The sequence below is a fragment of the Vibrio sp. genome, assembly GCF_048266485.1.
GTDB lineage: Bacteria > Pseudomonadota > Gammaproteobacteria > Enterobacterales > Vibrionaceae > Vibrio.
The window spans coordinates 20,848-40,324 of record NZ_JBLWZK010000011.1; the positions used below are offsets into that span (position 1 = coordinate 20,848).

Sequence of the window (19,477 nt, forward strand, 5' to 3'; positions counted from 1 at the left end):
CCGAGCATTACCTTATCTTGTCATCCCAGCCGAGCATTAGCGAGAGCAGGGATCTACTCACAGCATACCGAATCATTATTGCTATTAAATCTACAACACGTGATTAATAGATCCCCGATGTCGCCTAGGCTCCTCGAGGATGACGGTGGAATGTCATTTCAATTAAGCCGAGCATTAGCTTATCCTGCCATCCCAGCCAAGCATTATCTTATCTTGTCATCCCAACCGAGCATTACCTTATCTTGTCATCCCAGCCGAGCATTAGCGAGAGCAGGGATCTACTCACAGCATACCGAATCATTATTGCCATTAAATCTACAACACGTGATTCATAGATCCCCGATGTCGCCTAGGCTCCTCGAGGATGACGGTGGAATATCATTTCAATTAGGCCGAGCATTAGCTTATCCTGCCATCCCAACCGAGCATTATCTTATCTTGTCATCCCAGCCGAGCATTAGCGAGAGCAGGGATCTACTCACAGCATACCGAATCATTATTGCCATTAAGTCTACAACACGTGATTCATAGATCCCCGATGTCGCCTAGGCTCCTCGAGGATGACGACCTAATTGAATGAGTAACGTGCGGTAGGAGATCCTGAACCACGCTCCTTCGTCGCTATTCAGGATGACAGGTTTTCTATTATTCTTGCCTTTCGCGCTTATGCTTAGGTACATAATTTAAAATAGAAATTGGCACTTCTTTATTTGGCGTGAAGCCTTCTACCGTTTGACGTTTGATCAAATGACCAAGGCGGCTTTCAATCATACATAGGTTTTTAAAGTCATCACGTGAGACGAATGATACCGCCTCACCTTTTGAGCCTGCACGGCCAGTACGACCAATTCGATGTACATATTCATCAGCAGGGAATGGCATGTCGTAGTTAATCACACACGGTAGATCGTCGATATCAATACCACGTGCTGCAACGCCCGTTGCCACCAAATACTTCACTTTGCCTTGCTTAAATTCATCTAATACGCGAGCACGAGAAGCTTGATTGCGTCCACTGTGAATTGCCTCTGCTGCAATGCCGCGTTTTTCTAGTTGAGAAACCAATTTCGCCGCGCCATGTTTTGTGCCAATAAAGATCAACACTTGCGACCAGTCTCGCTCGGTTAATAAGTGGCTCAATAAGGCTGATTTCTTATCTTTATCAACCGTAATTAAGTACTGGTTGATTGAGTCTTTCGAAGCTTGATGTTTGGCGATCACGATTTCTTCAGGATCGCTTATTGCCGTGCGGGCTAATTCTCGAACTGGATTAGACAAAGTTGCCGAGAATAATAGGTTCTGAATGTTTTCCGGTAGGCGCGCTAAAATCTTATTAATGTCTTCAATAAACCCCATGTCTAGCATGCGGTCGGCTTCATCTAACACTAACATTTCAACTTCATCAAAATGTACAGAATGTTGGCCGTATAAATCAATCAAACGACCTGGAGTGGCGACCAGAATATCAACCCCATCAATTAATGCTTGTTTCTGTGGTGCGTAGTCAACACCACCGTACATGGCTAACGAGGTTAAATTAAGGTGTTTGCTATAAGCTTGAATATTTTCATTCACTTGAATAGCAAGTTCACGAGTAGGGACTAGAATTAAGGCTCGAATACGCTTTTTACGTTGAGTTTGACCACCACTTAATCGCTGCAATATTGGCAAGACAAAACTGGCCGTTTTACCGGTACCGGTTTGCGCCGCGGCAATTAAGTTTTTTCCATCAAGGATAATAGGAATGGCTTTGCGTTGAATTTCTGTTGGTTTTTCATAACCTTGCTCAGCAACCGCTTGCAGGATGGAAGGGCTTAATTCCAGTGTAGAAAATGGCATCGAATATCTCAAAACGTTAAATAGATGTCTTATTGTAACCAATTTATGCCTAAGCTGTTTAAGGTTTTAGACTATTTTTTCAAGATAAGATCAATGCTCAGTTTTATGTAATTAGTTATGCCGCTCTTTTATCTCACGGCAATAAAGGATTGGATGATAGCTCTGAATTCTGCATCTTGAAGTGACTTGGGTATATAGAAGATCACTCATGCACTATCTTATAAGATTAGGATAACACCTCTGCATCTATATGAAATTTCCTATATGTGATATCGGTAATTCCGATTGGTAACGAATCACGATCAAGCGTAACTTGAATTGAACGCAACCATAATTCAAATCGACAGGGAGACACCTTATGTCTAGTGAATCGAAATGCCCTTTCCACAATAGCAACAGTGCAAATAATAACAATAATGTAAATAATAGCGGTAATACTGCTGCTACCGGTACTCAAAACAAGGATTGGTGGCCAAATCAACTTGACCTTTCCGTTCTTCATCAACAAGGACAAAAATCTGACCCAATGGATCCAGATTTTGACTATGAAAAAGAATTCCTAAGCCTTGACCTTAAAGCCGTTAAGAAAGATTTGCATGATTTAATGACCGATTCTCAAGATTGGTGGCCAGCCGATTTCGGCCATTATGGTCCTCTATTTATTCGTATGGCATGGCACAGTGCAGGTACTTACCGTGTACAAGATGGTCGCGGTGGCGGCGGTACTGGTCAACAACGTTTCGCACCACTAAACAGTTGGCCAGATAACGTAAACCTAGATAAAGCGCGCCGCTTAATTTGGCCTATTAAACAAAAATACGGCAAAAAAATCTCATGGGCTGATTTATTCATCCTAACGGGTAACGTCGCTCTAGAGTCTATGGGTTTCAAAACTTACGGTTTTGCAGGTGGTCGTAAAGATGTTTGGGAACCAGAGCAAGATGTTTATTGGGGTAAAGAAACCGAATGGTTAACCGATGACCAACGTTATACTGGTGACCGTGATTTAGATGACCCACTTGCCGCAGTACAAATGGGCTTAATCTACGTAAATCCAGAAGGCCCAGGTGGCAAGCCAGACCCACTCCTCGCCGCACAAGATATTCGCGATACCTTTGCTCGTATGGCAATGAATGATGAAGAAACTGTTGCCCTGATTGCGGGTGGTCACACATTCGGTAAAACTCACGGTGCAGGTGATGCGGCCAATGTGGGTGCCGATCCAGAAGCGGCCGATATTGAACAACAAGGTTTAGGCTGGCGTAACAAGTTTGGTTCAGGTGTTGCTGGTGATGCGATTGGTTCTGGTCTTGAAGTCACTTGGACACAAACCCCAACGAAATGGAGCTACTACTTCCTAGAAAATTTATTCAACTATGAGTGGGATTTAGTGAAGAGCCCAGCAGGCGCTTGGCAGTGGGTTGCAAAAACGGATGATGACAGTGTACCCGATGCATTTGAAGCCGGTAAGAAGCATAAACCCACGATGCTAACGACGGATTTATCACTACGTTTTGATCCTGAATATGAAAAAATCTCACGTCGATTCCTAAAAAATCCTCTTGAGTTCCAAGAAGCTTTTGCTCGTGCTTGGTTCAAATTGACTCACCGCGATATGGGACCAAAAGCTCGATACCTAGGCCAAGAAGTACCGGCTGAAGATTTAATTTGGCAAGATCCCATTCCAGAGGTAAAACACCCTCTGATTGATAAATCTGACCACGCTGAATTGAAAAAGAGCATTCTGGATTCTGGCTTATCCATATCGGAGCTTGCCTCAACTGCATGGGCTGCGGCTTCCACTTTCCGTGGATCTGATATGCGTGGTGGTGTGAATGGTGCGCGTATTCGTCTTGCTCCACAAAAAGATTGGGAAGCAAACCAACCACAACAAACAGCGAAAGTGATTGCGGCACTAGAAACAATCCAAGCGGAATTCAACCAAGCTCAATCGGGTGGCAAAGAGGTCTCTATTGCAGACTTAATTGTACTAGCAGGCAACGTAGCCGTTGAACAAGCCGCTAAAAATGCAGGCTTTGATGTTGAAGTCCCATTTACTCCTGGCCGTGCTGATGCCACCCAAGAGCAAACGGAAGTGGATTCTTTTGAATACCTAAAACCACTGGCTGATGGTTTCCGTAACTACAACAGCGGTAAGACAAAAGCACCCGCCGAGTTCTTATTAGTCGATAAAGCACAGCTACTAACACTAACGGCACCAGAAATGACAGTACTTGTTGGCGGTCTACGTATGTTAGGCACTAACCACCAGCAAACTGACTACGGTGTGTTTACTGATAAGAAAGAAACATTAAGCAATGACTTCTTTGTTAATCTGCTAGATATGGGCACTGAATGGAAAGCCGTTGGCGATGAGAAGGAAGTCTACCAAGGTACAGACCGTAAGACTGGCGAAACCAAGTGGCAAGCGACTCGCGCAGATCTAGTGTTCGGTTCAAACTCTCAACTTCGTGCGATTGCTGAAGTGTACGCATCAAATGATGCCAAAGAGAAATTTGTTAAAGACTTTGTGAAAACATGGACTAAAGTAATGGAACTGGATCGCTTTGATCTTAAATAGTCTACTTTACGTTAATCGACACAAGTAAAGTCACTTAACTATCAATCCCCAATTCACTTAACATGAGTTGGGGATTTTTCTATGCTTAACGAATTTAATCGTTGCTATCTAACTAAGCCTTCGATCACTTGTAGCACCCCAGCCTCTCTATTACTTGGAGCAGTAAAACGAGCATATTTTTTAATGCCTTCATGAGCATTTTCAACCGCGTATGAGTAATAACTTTGTTGTAGCATCTCAACGTCATTGAAGTAGTCGCCAAAACTCATGGTTTGCTCATAGCGAAAACCAAGTGTGTTTTGTAGATGTTGAATGGCTGTGCCTTTTGATGCTTTGGCATTCATCACATCCAGCCAAATTTTACCGCTAACGACCACCTGATGAGTGTCACCAAAATGCTTATCGATAGTGGGTAATACTAATTCTTCCGTACCATCAAAATGACAAATCGCGACTTTGATAAAATCATCGTCTACGGTTAAAACATCTTCTACGGATTCACGACGGTGGTAATATTTAGCGAATTCTTTTAAGGCTTGCGGATCTTGCGTTTCAGTATAAGCGGAACGTTTACCACATAACACTAGGTGCACACCGTCAATGCTTCTGGCAGCTTGAACAATCGCTTCAACTTCAGAACGTTCGATAGTGCAGCTATACAACTCTTGCCCTTTATGCATTACTAAGGTGCCGTTTTCAGCAATAAAAAACATACGATCTTTTAGTGGAGCAAAGGTTTCCACTAGGCTGTAATACTGGCGGCCAGAAGCGGCGGCAAACATAATTCCGTTGGCTTCTAACTTTTCGTAAATTTCATAAAACTTAGGGTCTAGCTGGCTATTTTCATCCAGCAAGGTGCCATCCATATCGGAGGCGATAAACTTAATATCGGGTTGGGTCATAAACCACTCACTTTCATATAAAACGGTAGGGAACGAACAGTTAGCTTACTAGCTCAACATCGGACTTCGGTACACAGCAGCACGCTAATACTTTCCCTTCGTCAATGTCACCGGGAAATAATGCTGGCATGTCAGGTTGATCGACCTTGCCAGATTCCAATGTCATTTTACAGCTACCACAAAAGCCAGAACGACAACTATTAGCAACTGGAACTCCCGCTTTTTCAGCTTGCTCGAGTAAAGTCGATTGGTTATCCCCTTCAAATAAATTGCCATCAATACTAATGGTCACTTTTTTTACTGGTTCTACTTCCACGACATCTTGGCTGGTATCGGAATAGCATTCTTTTTGTTTGGTTTCCAGCACTTCAACCACATCACCGACACGGATCATGCCTTCATTTTTTGCCACTACATTTTGACCAAAGAAAATACCGCCAGTTTCATCAGCGCGGAATTGAGATAAAGTATTAAGCGGCTCGTTCTTTTCGCTGCGCATGGCTGTTTTTGGGTTCACCGTCGTCAACACGCAACGCATGCAAGGTTTGACGATTTCAAACTCGACTTCGCCAATTCGAATGCGTTTCCAGCCATCTTCAGCAAACGCTTCGGTATCAGAAACCACAATGCTAGGACGAAATTGCGCCATCGAATGTTGCACTGGGCCACGTTCATTTAATTCATTAAGAGAAGCTTGGCTGATCAGCAATAATGGATAACCATCGGCAAAGCTGACATTGGTTTGAATTTTTTCACGCTGACGATTGGATTGCTCACCAGTAAACAGTAGTTGAACTGGTTTGCCAATAATAAAGCTAAACCATTGATTGGCTTTTTCATGGGTACTATAAGAGGTAAAAGTGTCCGACCAAACGGTGCACTCCACTTCTGCCATATCGAATTCATCAAAACGCAGCACTAATGGTTCTTTCGCTTCTGGGTAAGTCAGTACCAAACCGTTTGGATGCAACGCTGCTTTTACTCGCACCATTTGATGATGTTCGCGTGCCGTCACCATACGGCCAGTCGAATCGGCCACCATAAAGCGACGATCAAAACTGAGACCTTGTTTTTCAACCCATGCTGATGACAACTCAATACCGGTGATAGACTTCACTGGGTAAACATTAATCGCATCCAATATCGCATCTTGCATTGGCTCTAATCCTAATGTGGCTTCTATTTTAGCGAGTTTTTTCTCTAATTCAGACTTCCCACGCTCCGACTGACTCATCACTCTTCCCTTTTTTAAATCGACTTAGCTAAAGAATATCAGAATTAACCTTACCTCGATAAGTTATATACAGATTGTTTTGAAAGGTACCTTCCTTCGCCAATCTTCCTTGCCTAAAGGTCTGGATGATAACTCTGAATTCTGCATCTTGACGTCACTTGGGTATACATAAACAAAATAAGATGAAAAAAAGCAGGCTTTACTCTATCATTGCGCCCCATACGAAAGCGTTTGCTTTTTTAAATTGCAACTGATTAATGAGGTGGGAAACCATGACAACTTTGACCATTACACGCCCGGATGATTGGCACGTTCACCTACGCGATGGTGACGCCCTAGCCAATACCGTGAAAGATATTAGCCGCTATAATGGTCGTGCGTTAATCATGCCAAACACCGTTCCACCTGTAACCAACCTACAAATGGCGCTTGATTATCGTGAGCGTATCATGGCGCATCACCACAGCGACACATTTGAGCCGTTAATGGCGCTATATCTCACAGACAACACCACGCCTGAAGATATCCGTGAAGCTCATGCTTCTGGCAAAGTTGTTGCTTGTAAGCTCTACCCTGCTGGCGCGACGACTAACTCAGATTCAGGCGTAACGGACGCTAAGAAAATCTACCCAGTCTTAGAAGCAATGGCAGAAGTCGGTATGCTGCTGCTGATTCACGGCGAAGTAACTACTCACGATGTTGATATTTTCGACCGTGAAAAGACCTTCTTAGAGACTGTGCTTGCGCCAATCGTTAATGACTTCCCACATCTTAAAATCGTGTTAGAGCACATCACGACTCGTGAAGCGGTTGAGTTTGTTAACAAGGCTGGTGATAACGTTGCGGCAACCATTACTGCTCATCACTTATTATTTAATCGCAACCACATGTTAGTGGGGGGTATTCGTCCTCACTTCTATTGCCTACCAATTTTAAAGCGTGGTAGCCATCAACAAGCTTTGATTGAAGCGGCAACGTCTGGTTCGAAAAAATTCTTCTTAGGGACTGACTCGGCACCACACGCACAAGGTAAAAAAGAAACCGCTTGTGGCTGTGCGGGTTCTTACACGGCTCACGCTGCGATTGAATTGTATGCTGAAGTATTTGATAAGGAAGGCAAACTAGAAAACTTAGAAGCCTTTGCGAGTCACAATGGCCCAGATTTTTACGGCATTGCTCGTAATAGCGATAGCATCACGCTTGAAAAGTCAGCTTGGGATGTGCCGGCAACCATGCCGTTTGGTGAAGACGTTGTCGTGCCAATTCGCGCGAATGAGCAAATCGAATGGCAAGTTAAGTAACGTTATATCTAGATACATTGAAATGACCCTTTAAAGTTGAACAACCAACCTTGAGGGTCCGTTCAATTGTTCAACTATTCAGGGTCTATTTATTATTAATAGCGCTATTTAATCGATACTCTTAACTATCGCTAATTAAAGACGAATCAATCATTAAAGCAACATCGACAAAAACTGCTGCAATCTTGGATGTTCTGGATTATCGAAAAAGTCATCCGGGCTAGCATCAACCAATAACTCACCATCTTGCATGAACAACACTCGGTCAGCCACTTCGCGAGCAAAGCCCATTTCGTGAGTCACGACTACCATCGTCATCCCTTCATTGGCTAAGCTTTTCATTACTTCTAATACTTCCCCTACCATTTCAGGATCAAGCGCAGAAGTGGGCTCATCAAACAACATAATATGAGGGTTCATCGCTAATGCTCGAGCAATCGCCACACGTTGTTGTTGCCCACCCGATAAATGGTTTGGATAATTAGTCATACGCTCAGCAAGACCAACTTTCGCCATTAACGCTTTAGCATCCGCTTCAACGTCTTTACGTTTGCGTTTTGATACTACCATCGGCGCTAGCATGACGTTTTCAAGTGCTGTCTTATGTGGAAACAGGTTGAAGCTCTGAAATACCATGCCAACATTTTCACGTAAGGTATTAATATTGGTTGAACGTGCGTACATATCAACACCATCAATCACTATCGAGCCGTCACTAATCGTCTCAAGCTGATTAATCGCACGTAAAAATGTCGATTTTCCTGAACCCGATGGCCCAACAATCACCACGACTTCGCCACGCTTGACGGTTGCGGAAACATTTTTTAATGCATGACATCCATTTGGGTACACTTTGTTGATCTTTTCAGCCACGATCATCGGCTCGCCCTGCGCTGTTGTTGGCGCTGATGACTGAGACGACTGGCTTTGATTAGAATTAATCACTAACTGATAACCTCTTTTCTAATGCTTGAATGCCCCAAGATAAACTGCCTGTTAGCAATAAATATAATAACGCGACAGTGATCCACACCTCAAACGGTGCAAAAGTACCACTGACGACTTCTCGACCGGCTTTAGTCAAATCAGTAATCGCAATCACAGAGACCAAAGAAGAATCTTTAATTAGGTTAATAAACTGCCCTGCTAATGGTGGAAGGACTTGTTTAAACGCTTGAGGCAAGATGACATACGTCATTGATTGTGGATAGGTCATACCCAATGAACGTGATGCTTCCATTTGACCTTTGTGAATCCCTTGAATACCTGCACGGATAATTTCAGCTACATAAGAAGCGGTAAACATCGAGAGCGCCACGACACCGGAAGTAAAACGATCAAGGTCGAGTACTGTTCCGATAAAGAAATACACAATAAAGATTTGAACTAATAATGGCGTACCACGGATCAATTCAATATAACTCACGGCAAGTTTACGTAATGCGATATTGCTAGAAAGCCTCATTAAGGCAAGAAACATCCCTATCACAATCGCAAAGACTAACGAGATCACAGACAGCTGTATGGTAACAATCACACCTTTACTTAAAGTGCCCAGCTTCCATTGCTTCTTTTCAGCCAAAGTATCACCTTCAAACACTAAATCGCCGGCAGCCACTTTAAGGTGTTTAAATTGCGATAAATCCATCAATTCATCACCGGAAACCGATTGTAGAATTAATGTTCCTTCAGCATTTTCAACGATATCACCATCAAGCGGAGCATTGATGACCTCTGGTTGAGTATCAATGATATAAGGAACGACGCGTTCCCAATTCCAATTGTAATTAATTCTAGACGTCGATAAATAGACGAGAGTAAAAAGCGCCGCAATAATGCCAACAAAAACAAGATTCCAAAAAACCGTATTGGGTTTAGACTGCATAGTAATCCTTTGAATAACAACGTAAAAGACAGATACAAAAACAGCCAGAAGATAGCGTTCACTCTTTCTGGCTGTTATACCGTTTCTTACTGAACTTTATCTAACCAAGAAGCAGACTTAAACCATTTGTCGTAAATGCGATCATAAGTACCATCGCCTTTAATTTGATTTAAGTAGTTATTCAAGAAGTTAAGGAAATCAGGATCACCTTGACGAACCGCAAAGCCTAGAGGCTCAAAAGTAAATGGCTTATCTAGGTGAACCACTTCACCTTTATGTTGCGCGGTATAGATAGCATTAAATGGTAGGTCATAAACAAAGGCATCGGCTTTACCATTAGACACTTCAAGGGCTGCATCTGCCGTCGTTTCAAACTTGTTTTGTTTCGCATTTGGTAAGAAGCGGTCAGCCGCAATAATACCTGTCGTGCCGAGTTTAGTCGCAATAGTATATTTTTCGTCATTCAGATCACGGTAGCTAGTAATTTTACCGGCATGCTTAGCATTTAAAAGAATACTTTGACCAATCACCACGTAAGGTTGGGTAAAGTTAACCTGCATATTACGCTTAGCCGTAATGGTCATGCCACCCATGATGACATCACATTTATTGGTTAGAAGAGCTGGGATAATGCCATCCCAAGACGTGTTTACTGGTGTGAATTTTACATCGATTGCTTTTGCGAGCATTTTGCCTAAATCCACATCAAAGCCAATAAACTCACCATTTTTAGCTTTCATTTCAAAAGGCATATAACCCGCATCAAAACAAACACGAAGCTCGCCTGATTTGGTAATATTTTGCAGAGTGGTATCCGCTAGCGTTGAAGTAGCCGTAAATAAAGTGGCTGAAAGCACAACCGCTTGAAGTAATTTTTTCATAAAACATCCGTATCATTATTCTATTTATCGCCGCATCCCGCAGCCTATCGAAAAGACAAAACGTGTCTTTCTTAACTCATTTATAACAAAGTTGTCATTTACATTAAACCGTTAATTCAATCACAAGCAAGATCAAAAGCTCGAATTTTGAAAATATACTCAAGTGACTTCAAGGTTTGAATTCAGAATTATCATCCAAACCTTTAGGCAAGAAGATTGGCGAAGGAATGTAGATACCTTTCAAACCAATCTGACGTGGCTTATCTTTTATAAAAAAGAAGAGGAGTTATAAAGAAGAAGAGGGGCGAGCTGAAGCGCCTTGGGTATAAATCCCATCACAAGCGTCGATTAATTTATCGACTAACAACTTACTTTGCTGACTCAATAGCGTCTGCGCATGCAGGATTAACTCCAATGGTGGCACATCTGGCAAGTCATCCTTTGCATTTAAAACTTGATGCAGCGGTGTCACTAGGCGTGTAGGCAGTAACGAAACACCAAGGCCGGCTTCTACTGCGCAGCCTACTCCAGACAGGCTACTAGTGATGTAAGACATTCTCCAACGTTTCCCTAGTGAATCAAAAGTATGTGCCATTTCACTGCGATATAACCCGGTGCTTGGCAAACCCACCAACGGCACGGTAGCCTTGTGTAAATTATTAAACCCTTTCCCGTCGATCCAACTTAATGGTTCTTGCCATTTAGCAATTCCTTCGGCTTGACCAGGGCGATGTTTGACAAGTGCTATATCCAATTCATTGTTTTGAAACTGCGTCCAAATTTCGCTACACATACCGCTTTTCACTTCCAAACGTACTTCGGGAAAGGCTTGAGAAAATAGCGATAATGTCGGGACTAATTCGTGAGTGGCAAAATCTTCCGGCACGCCAAGTTTAATTGGTCTTTGCTCTGCTGTGCTCACAGTTTCTGCAATCGCTTCTTCCATCATGCTAAGAATTCGACGAGCATGGCTCACGATGCGTTCACCTTCTATTGTTGGCGTGGCGTAGCGTTTTTTACGTACTAGCAATTCACAATCAAGTTGTGCTTCGAGCTTGCGGATCTGCTGACTAATCGTCGATTGCGTTAAGTGAGTACTGTCGGCGGCACGAGTAAAACTTCCGGTATCCACCACCGCCACTAAGCTTCGTAATAACACAGGATCTAACATTGTATTCATATTTCATCTCACTCATTGATTCGCCGGATTCACTTACCACCCTAAACTAGTGGATAATCCACTAATAGTAATTAAATTATTTAATTTTTAAATTACAAATGTGAAGCGCATAATAAATCTATATTTCGTTTTCTCTCTTGTATGAAGGACCACAAGAATGACCAATAAACACACCTATTACTCTCCGCAGGGAGGCTTACCACCTCAGACCCAACTATTGTCTGATCGTGCGGTACTGACCGATGCTTATGCCATTATTCCAAAAGGCGTATATAGCGATATCGTGACCAGCTTTTTACCATTTTGGGAAGGCATGCGTATGTGGGTGATCGCTCGCCCACTTAGCGGATTTTCAGAAACGTTTTCGCAATATATTGTCGAAATTGAAGCCGGTGGTGGCTCTAATAAACCTGAACTCGACCCAGCCGCTCAAGGGGTATTATTTGTGGTTGCCGGTGAAATGGAACTGACTATCGAAGGTGAAAAGCACCATATGACCGAAGGCGGTTATGCTTATCTGCCACCAAAATGCAATTGGACAGTACACAATAAGGCAAATGAACCTGTACGTTTCCATTGGGTGCGTAAAGCGTATCAATACGTAGAAGGATTAGAAGCACCTGAAGCATTTGTGACCAATGAAAACGACATCGAGCCGATTCCGATGCCTGAAACCGATGATGCGTGGGCGACAACACGCTTTGTTGATTCAACCGATATGCGCCACGATATGCACGTGAATATTGTGACATTCCAACCAGGTGGCGTGATCCCATTTGATGAAACTCACGTTATGGAACATGGCTTATATGTTCTAGAAGGCAAAGCGGTTTATCACTTAAACCAACAATGGGTTGAAGTAGAAGCGGGCGATTTCATGTGGCTACGTGCTTTCTGCCCTCAATCTTGTTATGCCGGTGGCCCAGGCCCGTTCCGCTACTTGCTGTATAAAGACGTCAACCGTCACATGCCATTTATTCGTCCGACTAATTAATTGGTTAACGGACAGACATAAAGAAACCTAGCTCACTTTATAGGCGAGCTAGGTTTCTTTCATTATGTATTACTTATGTCATGTACAGCTGCTCTTATGTATTAGGGGGAATAACATAATAAAGCCTGATTAGTATCGACTTTTTCAGCATAGGTAAAAACAGAAGATTTGATGGCGGATTATTTCCCTATTTCTGCGCTAGTATCTTCTAACCCTTGAACCCTAAAACAAATTTCTCCACCTTGATATACAACATCAAGTTGATAGCCATTTAACCGGCATAGGTTATTCACAATCGACAACCCTAGGCCATAACGATCATTAGACGTTCTGGATTGATCGGCTTGATACATTGGTTCCAATAGGTATTCAATATCTTGTTCAGTCAATATCGTGTGTACTTGATTTCGAACTTCTAACACTACCTCTGCTTGTGCCGGTATTAACGATACCGTGACTTGAGAACCTTCTGGACTATAAAATAATGCGTTATCAATTAAATTCTGCAAGATCGTATGTAATGAAAATGAATCACCAAATATCAAAGGCTTATCAATCAATATTTGAATGCGGTTATCGACATCAGAAAACTTAAAAGCCAACTCTTCTATCACTTCATTAATCAACTGGTATAAATCGATCGCTTCTAATTCAATCTGAATGGTCGCTGATGATGTCTTTTGCAATAACAATAAGTTATCAACTATTTTCTTCATTCTTTGGGCGATTTTAAACATATCTTGTTTATAAGTTGCCCCTATTCGCTCATCTTCAGGGTAGCGAATATAAATCTCACTCAAACTCATAATTTCTGCAATTGGCGTTTTCAGTTCATGAGCAATATCGCCTGTTAAGCGCTTTTCGTTCTGTAAAAATACTTGGTTCGCCTTAATAAAAGCATTCAATTCTTGGCGAATAGGTTCGATTTCATCAAACTGCAAATCAGGCTCAGGAATTTCTGTTACCGAACTTTGGTCAATGCCAATTTGTTTAATTTGAGCATTCATGGTTTGTAGTGGTTTCAAGCCTTTATCAACGATACGTATCGCAATATAACGCATCACTACAATAGACATAAAAAATGTCACAACCAACAAAATATCAATCAATACCAACATGCTCTCTGAAGAATGGTTGGACTGATATAAGGCGAAGTAAGCAGGATGTTCGTGGCTAACCGACCGTTGTTCAGATTCAGGTAAAAAATAGGAAAGAAATGCTCTTCCCTCTTCCCCATTTGGCAAGGTGACATCGAGTAGTTGATTGGTATTTAACGGTAGGGTTAACTTAATAAGATTTATCTTTGGATACTCTTCCAATGACTTTGAGCGTTTAAAACTTCGACTATTAGACCAAAACTGATAAAAGTGAGCATCTTCGTCTTCTTGAAATTCAGAGAGGTGGTCATCATCAAAACTTAAGCGATCTCCCGAAACCTTAACAAGAGATTTCATATAATTTGCTTTATTGACGAGGGATTTATCAAATTGCTTATCTACCCAACTATCGATACTTAAATCAATCGATAAATAGACCGCAAAAATGATGATACCAAATACCCAAGAAATGGAATTGACTAAATTTCGCTTAATTGAGGATGTTTGTGATTGCTTATACATTAAGGGGTCTCTTCGACAAAATAGCCAAAGCCACGCTTATTTTTAACGGGTAGTACACCACCTAGTGCTCTGACTTTTTTTCGTACTGAAGACAAGTGAGATTCAATGGTATTTTTCGATAGATAATCAAAGTTTCCCACCACAGATTCACTGATCTTCTCAACGTTGACTACCCGCCCTTTGGCAAAAAACAAACATTCTATAATTTTAAACTCATTGCGCGTCAGTTCGATCTCTTGATCTTGATAGCTAAATCTCTTCGTTTCAAGATCGAGACAAAAACCTCCGACTTGATGACGGTTTCCTTGTTGTAACAGTTGGCCTCTACGTAACAAAGCTAAAATTCGGGCATGTAATTCTTCAAAGGAAAATGGCTTGGTTAAGTAGTCATCTGCCCCCTGCATTAGACCATCAATTTTATCCTGAGGTAGTGTTTTGGCGGATAAGATCAGAACCTTAGTTTGAATTCCTTGCTGGCGTAGAGATCGCAAAATACTCATGCCATCAACATTCGGAAGCATTAGATCTAAAACAATCACATCATACTGCTGGTTCAAGGCCATGGTTAAACCAACGGAACCATCACCCGTTTCATTAACGGTAAAACCAAGATTGTTTAATCCAACACTCAAGCCGCGACGCAATGCTTCAGAGTCTTCAATGATCAATACTTTCATTTTTGCTACTCTCTGCTCAAATTCGATCTGGTCTGTATTCACGCCATTAAAATAGCGGGTAAACAATCACTCCCCACACCATAGCAGACATAATCATGCTTAAGGTGACGACGGCTGAACCCACATTTTTCGCCACACCAGATAAAGTGTGATATTCCAAACCCACTCGATCAACAACCGCTTCAATAGCGGTATTGACCATTTCCGCAAATAGCACAAACATCATAGATAAAATTAAGCACACCGATTGCACTGCGCTAACATCAAGGTAGCAAGCCAAAACAGTTAATGGAATGAATAACACTAACTCTTGCTGAAATGCCGCCTCATTTTTTATCATCCACTTCAAACCATTAAAACTGTGCTTTAAAGTAAAAATGATACGCATAATCCCAGTTCGTTTTACGACAACTTTTTCATTCATCTTTTTTTGGTCACTCTATCCAATTTTATACGTGACAGTTAGAAAATAAATCTAAGTCTGCTTGTTTAGCTTTTGTTTCTACACCATACAACCCAATCAAACTATGAAAAAAGTTATCATGTGTATAGCGAGATTTCTGAGCTTCCTCTGCTATACAAGACTTATCAATCTGCTTTTGTTTTGCATATTGCTTCGGAAGCCATAATAACCAAGGAACGGTTTTCTGTTCTTTTGGTGCAATAGCATAAGGCGTACCATGTAAATATAAGCCATTTTCACCGAGTGATTCACCATGATCAGACACATACATCATCGACACATTATAGTCTTTCGCATAACTCTGTAGTTGTTTGATCACCTGCGCTAAGAAGAAGTCAGTATATACCAGAGTATTGTCATACACATTGGTAATTTCTTGATCGGTACATTGTTCAATATCTTTTCTATTACACCATGGGGCAAACTTCGCAAGCCTTGCCGGAAAACGCTGAAAATAAGTGGGACCATGACTGCCAATCGCATGTAAAACGATCAACTTATCTTTATGATCTTTTTCAATAAATTGCTGAGAAGATTTTAGCATCACCTCATCAAAACAAGTGTTTCCGTCGCATAATGCGTCATCTTTAGTCGGGTCGGTCTTAATTAACTGAGTATTATGAGCAACGCCTTTGTCTCCACCATCATTATCAACCCACAATGTTTCCACCCCTGCCTTGGCAATAATATCGACCGCATTATCTTGTGCATTCGCTTTCGCTTTATTGTAACCAGTGCGATTCATATTCGAAAACATGCAAGGTACCGATAGTGCGGTATAAGTGCCGCATGACGACACATCTTTAAATGAAATCAAACCAAGATCTTTAGTGTATGGCTGCGTGTCGCGAGAATAACCATTATCCGAAAAGTTCATTGCACGAGCCGTTTCCCCTAATACCATGACCACTAAGGTTGGCTTGCCATTTTTTGTTGGCAGCAATTTGGCATCATCGCCTAATGACGTATATGGCAAGGGTTGAGTTAAATAATTACGCTTAATGTACTTATACGTATCATACACATGCGCAGGAATTATCATCTTATTAAGGTAACGGTTATTTCTCCCAATGGAGGCATAATCTTTATAAGTTGTGATCGCAATGATGGTAATAAAAACAATTGAAACCAATATTAATATCACTCGGCTCACTAGCTCACGAAAAACTGATGAATGAAATTCGACCTTAACCCAAATAAGTAATAAGGTAGGAATCAGGCCAAAAATCAAAAAGTAAAATACTGAGCGAATATTAAAATAAAACAAAGCTTCTGATACATTTGTTTCAACAATATTTTCAATCATTGAAGTATCAAATAGTATGTGAAACTCTTGCACCGCATAAAGAGCTATCGCCGAGCTTAAAAACAAAAAACCGTACCAAGGCTTAAAGATGAATGGTAGTGTTAAAATTGAAAAAATAACAATAAAAGCAAAGAAAAGCACAAAAGGTCCAGTATAGGGAAACCAAATATCTGGAACATTTTTACCAAGTGCAAAAACTTTTGATATGATTGGATAATTTAGAATAAATCCAAAATAGAAAGAGACGACAAGAATAAAAGTACTTGTTTTCACCTTAGGACGAAACGCATTATCAAAAGTAAATAATCGAAATATAAAAGACGTCATTGAAAAACCTTGTTTAAGCCACAAATATGAATAAGAAACCTGAATGACCGCACTACTATTGAGCCATTATCGGCAAATGCTCAGTAACCCCCGTGTGATACCAATCATAAAGATTTAAAGAATGCCCATTAATGACACCGTAGGTCTCTGAATTTGTGTGAGTAAACAAACCAATACAATTAACACCTGCAGCATCCGCCAAATGCAAAGGCCCTGTATCACAAGAAATAAAGGTATCTACATTTTTCAAAAAACTGGCAAGCAAGCGCAAATCATTGTTTTGATACATTAATGATTGATTAGACAGTGGCTGATTAATATCACTGCTCAAGATTTCGACCCATTGAATAGGTTCTATGGACTCTTCTTCGAATTTAATTAATATGTCTTTCCATTGTTGATCGGATAATTTTTTTTTCCCTCTGGCTCCTCGGAAAAAAGCAACTAATCTTTTATTTCCATCATAAATTAAAGATCTGTCTTTCATACCTAGCAACTCTTCACTCTCACTAAAAACCAACTTATGACACACCTTGGTCAATGCTTCATTCGTTATGTTTTTAATAAGAAATAGTTTATTAAATGCCATATGTGAACATTCAAAATCACTTTTAAATGTATGCGTAAAACATATATTTCTATTTTCACTATGAGATGAAATTTTGTTTTTAGCTGGTAGCACTGATGCGATAAAACTATCTTCAGAAGAAGAGTAAGGAATTAACATCAAATCTATGTTTTTTTGTCTTAACGACTTTATTAACTTTAAACATGACACGAATTTCGAAAATGAGAAGTTAGAAACCAAAATTTCATCTATGCCGATATTTTCAAAAATAGATTTCTGCCATGATTGAGATAGTAGCAAAGTGATTTTGGCATCAGGATAGGCAGATCTTACTTGTTTAATAAAAGGAATTAAAAATAAAATGTTGCCGATTCTTTTGTTATTTCTGATTATCAATATTGAACTCACCTCTTCCTTTTGTAAGAGGCGAGATTGATTTTGGCTGCTATTCAGAAACAATCGATACCATAATGGTTCTAGTATTGCCATCTTACGTCGACGATATCGATCAAAATTCCGTAACCATGTTTTAATACTCATACAGTACCTACTTCAATTCTCTTCATTAACCACAACTTTAAAGGGTCAAACTGAAGATTTACTGAAGATGCACTGAAACTTAGCGCAAGATAAGGTCACAACAGATTTGCCAATCTATTAGAATCACTATGATCATATTCAATTTGTCTTGCCTAAAGCTTGTTTTATTCTTGCTGAAACTCGCACCTTGAAGTGACTTGGGTATATACTGAAAGTGTATGCTGGAATTGTTAATTTTTATCTTAAATACCCAAGAATAAACAAGGAGATGCAGATGAAAGAAGTACCACTCGGATTTGTTACTAGTACTATTATCAAACGGATAGATTGGGCAAAACATTTATTCTCTCTTCGCGTGCAAGCCCCTATCAATGCCTTTCCTACTCCGGCTTTCACTGCGGGTCAATTCAGCAAACTTGCCGTACTCAATGAACAAGGTGAATGGGTAAGACGCGCCTATTCAATGGTCAATAAACCTTGCTTAAGTGGTGATAAAATTGAGTTGGAGTTTTTAGTCATAGAAATTCCAAATGGTCAACTTACCCCATTACTTGAACACAAACAGGTTGGCGATGAGGTACTCGTCGGTACTCTTCCTGCTGGCTTTATGACGATTGATGAAGTGCCTGAAGGGCCGAAAGATTTATGGATGCTATCAACTGGCACTGGCATCGGGCCATACTTATCGATTTTAGAAGAAGTTGAACAATGCCAGCGTTTTGAGCATTTAATTTTAGTGCACGCGGTACGTACCAAGGAAGAGTTGGTTTATAAAGAAAAGATCATGGAACTGATGAAAACGTATCAGGGTAAGTTACGTTATGTGCCGATTGTCTCTCGGGAAGAGGTCTCTGGTGCCTTATCTGGGCGAATTCCACAAAGGTTGCAAGATGGCTCACTTGCTAAAGCTGCGCACGTAAAACCAAGTATAGAAAGCAGTTTCTTCTATTTATGTGGCAACCCAAACATGGTGCATGACACAAGGGATTGCTTGCAGCAAATGGGTTATAAAAAACACCTACGTCGGGAAGCTGGCCAATTTAGCTTTGAGAACTACTGGTAATTAAAACGCTGTCTCTTTCCCCGATTAAAGCAGTAGAACCCCAACCTACTGCTTATTTTTTGCTCTAATAGGGCTTGGTATTCTTTGCGATCAAACTCTTGGTCATGTTTGGCGATA

At 41.0% G+C, this 19,477-nt stretch carries 17 protein-coding genes; 5 read left to right on the top strand and 12 right to left on the bottom strand.

From position 1 onward, the window contains the following. Positions 1-531: hypothetical protein (locus ACN0T8_RS12350; RefSeq protein ID WP_417880926.1), on the top strand; the 531-nt coding region annotated here is incomplete at its 5' end. A 114-nt stretch (positions 532-645) separates the two neighbouring features. On the opposite strand, the gene ACN0T8_RS12355 is transcribed toward ACN0T8_RS12350, so the two are convergent. Beyond that, positions 646-1,839, bottom strand: coding sequence for a DEAD/DEAH box helicase (locus tag ACN0T8_RS12355; RefSeq protein ID WP_417880927.1), 1,194 nt, complete (start codon positions 1,837-1,839; stop codon positions 646-648). Between the two features lie 358 nt (positions 1,840-2,197). Between ACN0T8_RS12355 and katG the strand changes: the two genes are divergently transcribed. Then, entirely contained in the window at positions 2,198-4,420 is a 2,223-nt protein-coding gene (gene katG / locus ACN0T8_RS12360; protein WP_417880928.1) for a catalase/peroxidase HPI, read from the top strand. 104 nt (positions 4,421-4,524) lie between these two features. Here katG and ACN0T8_RS12365 read toward each other — a convergent pair whose 3' ends face one another. Together ACN0T8_RS12365 and ACN0T8_RS12370 are read right to left on the bottom strand one after the other, a co-directional pair. Continuing rightward, positions 4,525-5,322, bottom strand: coding sequence for a Cof-type HAD-IIB family hydrolase (locus tag ACN0T8_RS12365; RefSeq protein WP_417880929.1), 798 nt, complete (start codon positions 5,320-5,322; stop codon positions 4,525-4,527). Between the two features lie 40 nt (positions 5,323-5,362). Next, positions 5,363-6,556, bottom strand: coding sequence for a YcbX family protein (locus tag ACN0T8_RS12370; protein WP_417880930.1), 1,194 nt, complete (start codon positions 6,554-6,556; stop codon positions 5,363-5,365). Between the two features lie 272 nt (positions 6,557-6,828). Here ACN0T8_RS12370 and pyrC point away from each other — a divergent pair, with 272 nt between their 5' ends. Next, entirely contained in the window at positions 6,829-7,857 is a 1,029-nt protein-coding gene (pyrC, locus tag ACN0T8_RS12375; protein WP_417880931.1) for a dihydroorotase, read from the top strand. Between the two features lie 153 nt (positions 7,858-8,010). Here pyrC and ACN0T8_RS12380 read toward each other — a convergent pair whose 3' ends face one another. The 4 genes from ACN0T8_RS12380 to ACN0T8_RS12395 all read right to left on the bottom strand — a co-directional run bounded on the left by ACN0T8_RS12380 (position 8,011) and on the right by ACN0T8_RS12395 (position 11,803). Beyond that, a complete protein-coding gene (locus ACN0T8_RS12380) occupies positions 8,011-8,736 on the bottom strand; it encodes an amino acid ABC transporter ATP-binding protein (RefSeq protein WP_417881011.1) in 726 nt (241 codons plus the stop codon). A 58-nt stretch (positions 8,737-8,794) separates the two neighbouring features. Beyond that, entirely contained in the window at positions 8,795-9,742 is a 948-nt protein-coding gene (locus ACN0T8_RS12385) for an amino acid ABC transporter permease (protein WP_417880932.1), read from the bottom strand. An 86-nt stretch (positions 9,743-9,828) separates the two neighbouring features. Beyond that, the gene (locus tag ACN0T8_RS12390; RefSeq protein ID WP_417880933.1) at positions 9,829-10,623 is read right to left on the bottom strand and encodes a transporter substrate-binding domain-containing protein; all 795 of its coding nucleotides are present in this window, start codon (positions 10,621-10,623) and stop codon (positions 9,829-9,831) included. A gap of 286 nt (positions 10,624-10,909) precedes the next feature. Then, positions 10,910-11,803 carry a LysR family transcriptional regulator gene (locus tag ACN0T8_RS12395; RefSeq protein WP_417880934.1) on the bottom strand — a complete coding sequence of 298 codons (894 nt, stop codon included), beginning with the start codon at positions 11,801-11,803 and terminating at the stop codon, positions 10,910-10,912. Positions 11,804-11,960: 157 nt separating this feature from the next. On the opposite strand from ACN0T8_RS12395, the gene ACN0T8_RS12400 reads away from it, so the two are divergent. Beyond that, positions 11,961-12,797: a bifunctional allantoicase/(S)-ureidoglycine aminohydrolase gene (locus tag ACN0T8_RS12400; RefSeq protein ID WP_417880935.1), complete on the top strand. Its 837-nt coding sequence runs from the start codon at positions 11,961-11,963 to the stop codon at positions 12,795-12,797. A gap of 179 nt (positions 12,798-12,976) precedes the next feature. Here the strand turns inward: ACN0T8_RS12400 and ACN0T8_RS12405 are convergent, their stop codons facing one another. From ACN0T8_RS12405 to ACN0T8_RS12425, 5 genes are read right to left on the bottom strand one after another with little or no spacing between them, the layout of a single operon-like run. Continuing rightward, positions 12,977-14,416: a sensor histidine kinase gene (locus ACN0T8_RS12405; protein WP_417880936.1), complete on the bottom strand. Its 1,440-nt coding sequence runs from the start codon at positions 14,414-14,416 to the stop codon at positions 12,977-12,979. Next, a complete protein-coding gene (locus tag ACN0T8_RS12410; protein ID WP_417880937.1) occupies positions 14,416-15,093 on the bottom strand; it encodes a response regulator transcription factor in 678 nt (225 codons plus the stop codon). The genes ACN0T8_RS12405 and ACN0T8_RS12410 overlap by 1 nt, the downstream gene beginning before the upstream one ends. Positions 15,094-15,139: 46 nt before the next feature. Next, entirely contained in the window at positions 15,140-15,517 is a 378-nt protein-coding gene (locus ACN0T8_RS12415) for a diacylglycerol kinase (protein ID WP_417880938.1), read from the bottom strand. Positions 15,518-15,542: 25 nt separating this feature from the next. Beyond that, complete coding sequence (locus ACN0T8_RS12420) at positions 15,543-17,189, bottom strand: phosphoethanolamine transferase (RefSeq protein WP_417880939.1); 1,647 nt, start codon at positions 17,187-17,189, stop codon at positions 15,543-15,545. A gap of 55 nt (positions 17,190-17,244) precedes the next feature. Further along, positions 17,245-18,297, bottom strand: coding sequence for a glycosyltransferase family 9 protein (locus ACN0T8_RS12425; RefSeq protein ID WP_417880940.1), 1,053 nt, complete (start codon positions 18,295-18,297; stop codon positions 17,245-17,247). Between the two features lie 274 nt (positions 18,298-18,571). Here ACN0T8_RS12425 and ACN0T8_RS12430 point away from each other — a divergent pair, with 274 nt between their 5' ends. Further along, positions 18,572-19,360, top strand: coding sequence for a ferredoxin--NADP reductase (locus ACN0T8_RS12430; RefSeq protein WP_417880941.1), 789 nt, complete (start codon positions 18,572-18,574; stop codon positions 19,358-19,360). Positions 19,361-19,477: the final 117 nt, after the last annotated feature.

Excerpts from the sequence above, each read along its gene's own strand:
- katG (WP_417880928.1), top strand. The coding sequence starts at position 2,198 with ATGTCTAGTGAATCGAAATGCCCTTTCCACAATAGCAACAGTGCAAAT.
- ACN0T8_RS12370 (WP_417880930.1), bottom strand. The coding sequence starts at position 6,556 with ATGAGTCAGTCGGAGCGTGGGAAGTCTGAATTAGAGAAAAAACTCGCT.
- ACN0T8_RS12405 (WP_417880936.1), bottom strand. The coding sequence starts at position 14,416 with ATGTATAAGCAATCACAAACATCCTCAATTAAGCGAAATTTAGTCAAT.
- ACN0T8_RS12385 (WP_417880932.1), bottom strand. The coding sequence starts at position 9,742 with ATGCAGTCTAAACCCAATACGGTTTTTTGGAATCTTGTTTTTGTTGGC.
- ACN0T8_RS12380 (WP_417881011.1), bottom strand. The coding sequence starts at position 8,736 with ATGATCGTGGCTGAAAAGATCAACAAAGTGTACCCAAATGGATGTCAT.
- ACN0T8_RS12395 (WP_417880934.1), bottom strand. The coding sequence starts at position 11,803 with ATGAATACAATGTTAGATCCTGTGTTATTACGAAGCTTAGTGGCGGTG.
- ACN0T8_RS12415 (WP_417880938.1), bottom strand. The coding sequence starts at position 15,517 with ATGAATGAAAAAGTTGTCGTAAAACGAACTGGGATTATGCGTATCATT.
- pyrC (WP_417880931.1), top strand. The coding sequence starts at position 6,829 with ATGACAACTTTGACCATTACACGCCCGGATGATTGGCACGTTCACCTA.
- ACN0T8_RS12425 (WP_417880940.1), bottom strand. The coding sequence starts at position 18,297 with ATGAGTATTAAAACATGGTTACGGAATTTTGATCGATATCGTCGACGT.
- ACN0T8_RS12430 (WP_417880941.1), top strand. The coding sequence starts at position 18,572 with ATGAAAGAAGTACCACTCGGATTTGTTACTAGTACTATTATCAAACGG.
- ACN0T8_RS12355 (WP_417880927.1), bottom strand. The coding sequence starts at position 1,839 with ATGCCATTTTCTACACTGGAATTAAGCCCTTCCATCCTGCAAGCGGTT.
- ACN0T8_RS12365 (WP_417880929.1), bottom strand. The coding sequence starts at position 5,322 with ATGACCCAACCCGATATTAAGTTTATCGCCTCCGATATGGATGGCACC.
- ACN0T8_RS12410 (WP_417880937.1), bottom strand. The coding sequence starts at position 15,093 with ATGAAAGTATTGATCATTGAAGACTCTGAAGCATTGCGTCGCGGCTTG.
- ACN0T8_RS12420 (WP_417880939.1), bottom strand. The coding sequence starts at position 17,189 with ATGACGTCTTTTATATTTCGATTATTTACTTTTGATAATGCGTTTCGT.
- ACN0T8_RS12390 (WP_417880933.1), bottom strand. The coding sequence starts at position 10,623 with ATGAAAAAATTACTTCAAGCGGTTGTGCTTTCAGCCACTTTATTTACG.
- ACN0T8_RS12400 (WP_417880935.1), top strand. The coding sequence starts at position 11,961 with ATGACCAATAAACACACCTATTACTCTCCGCAGGGAGGCTTACCACCT.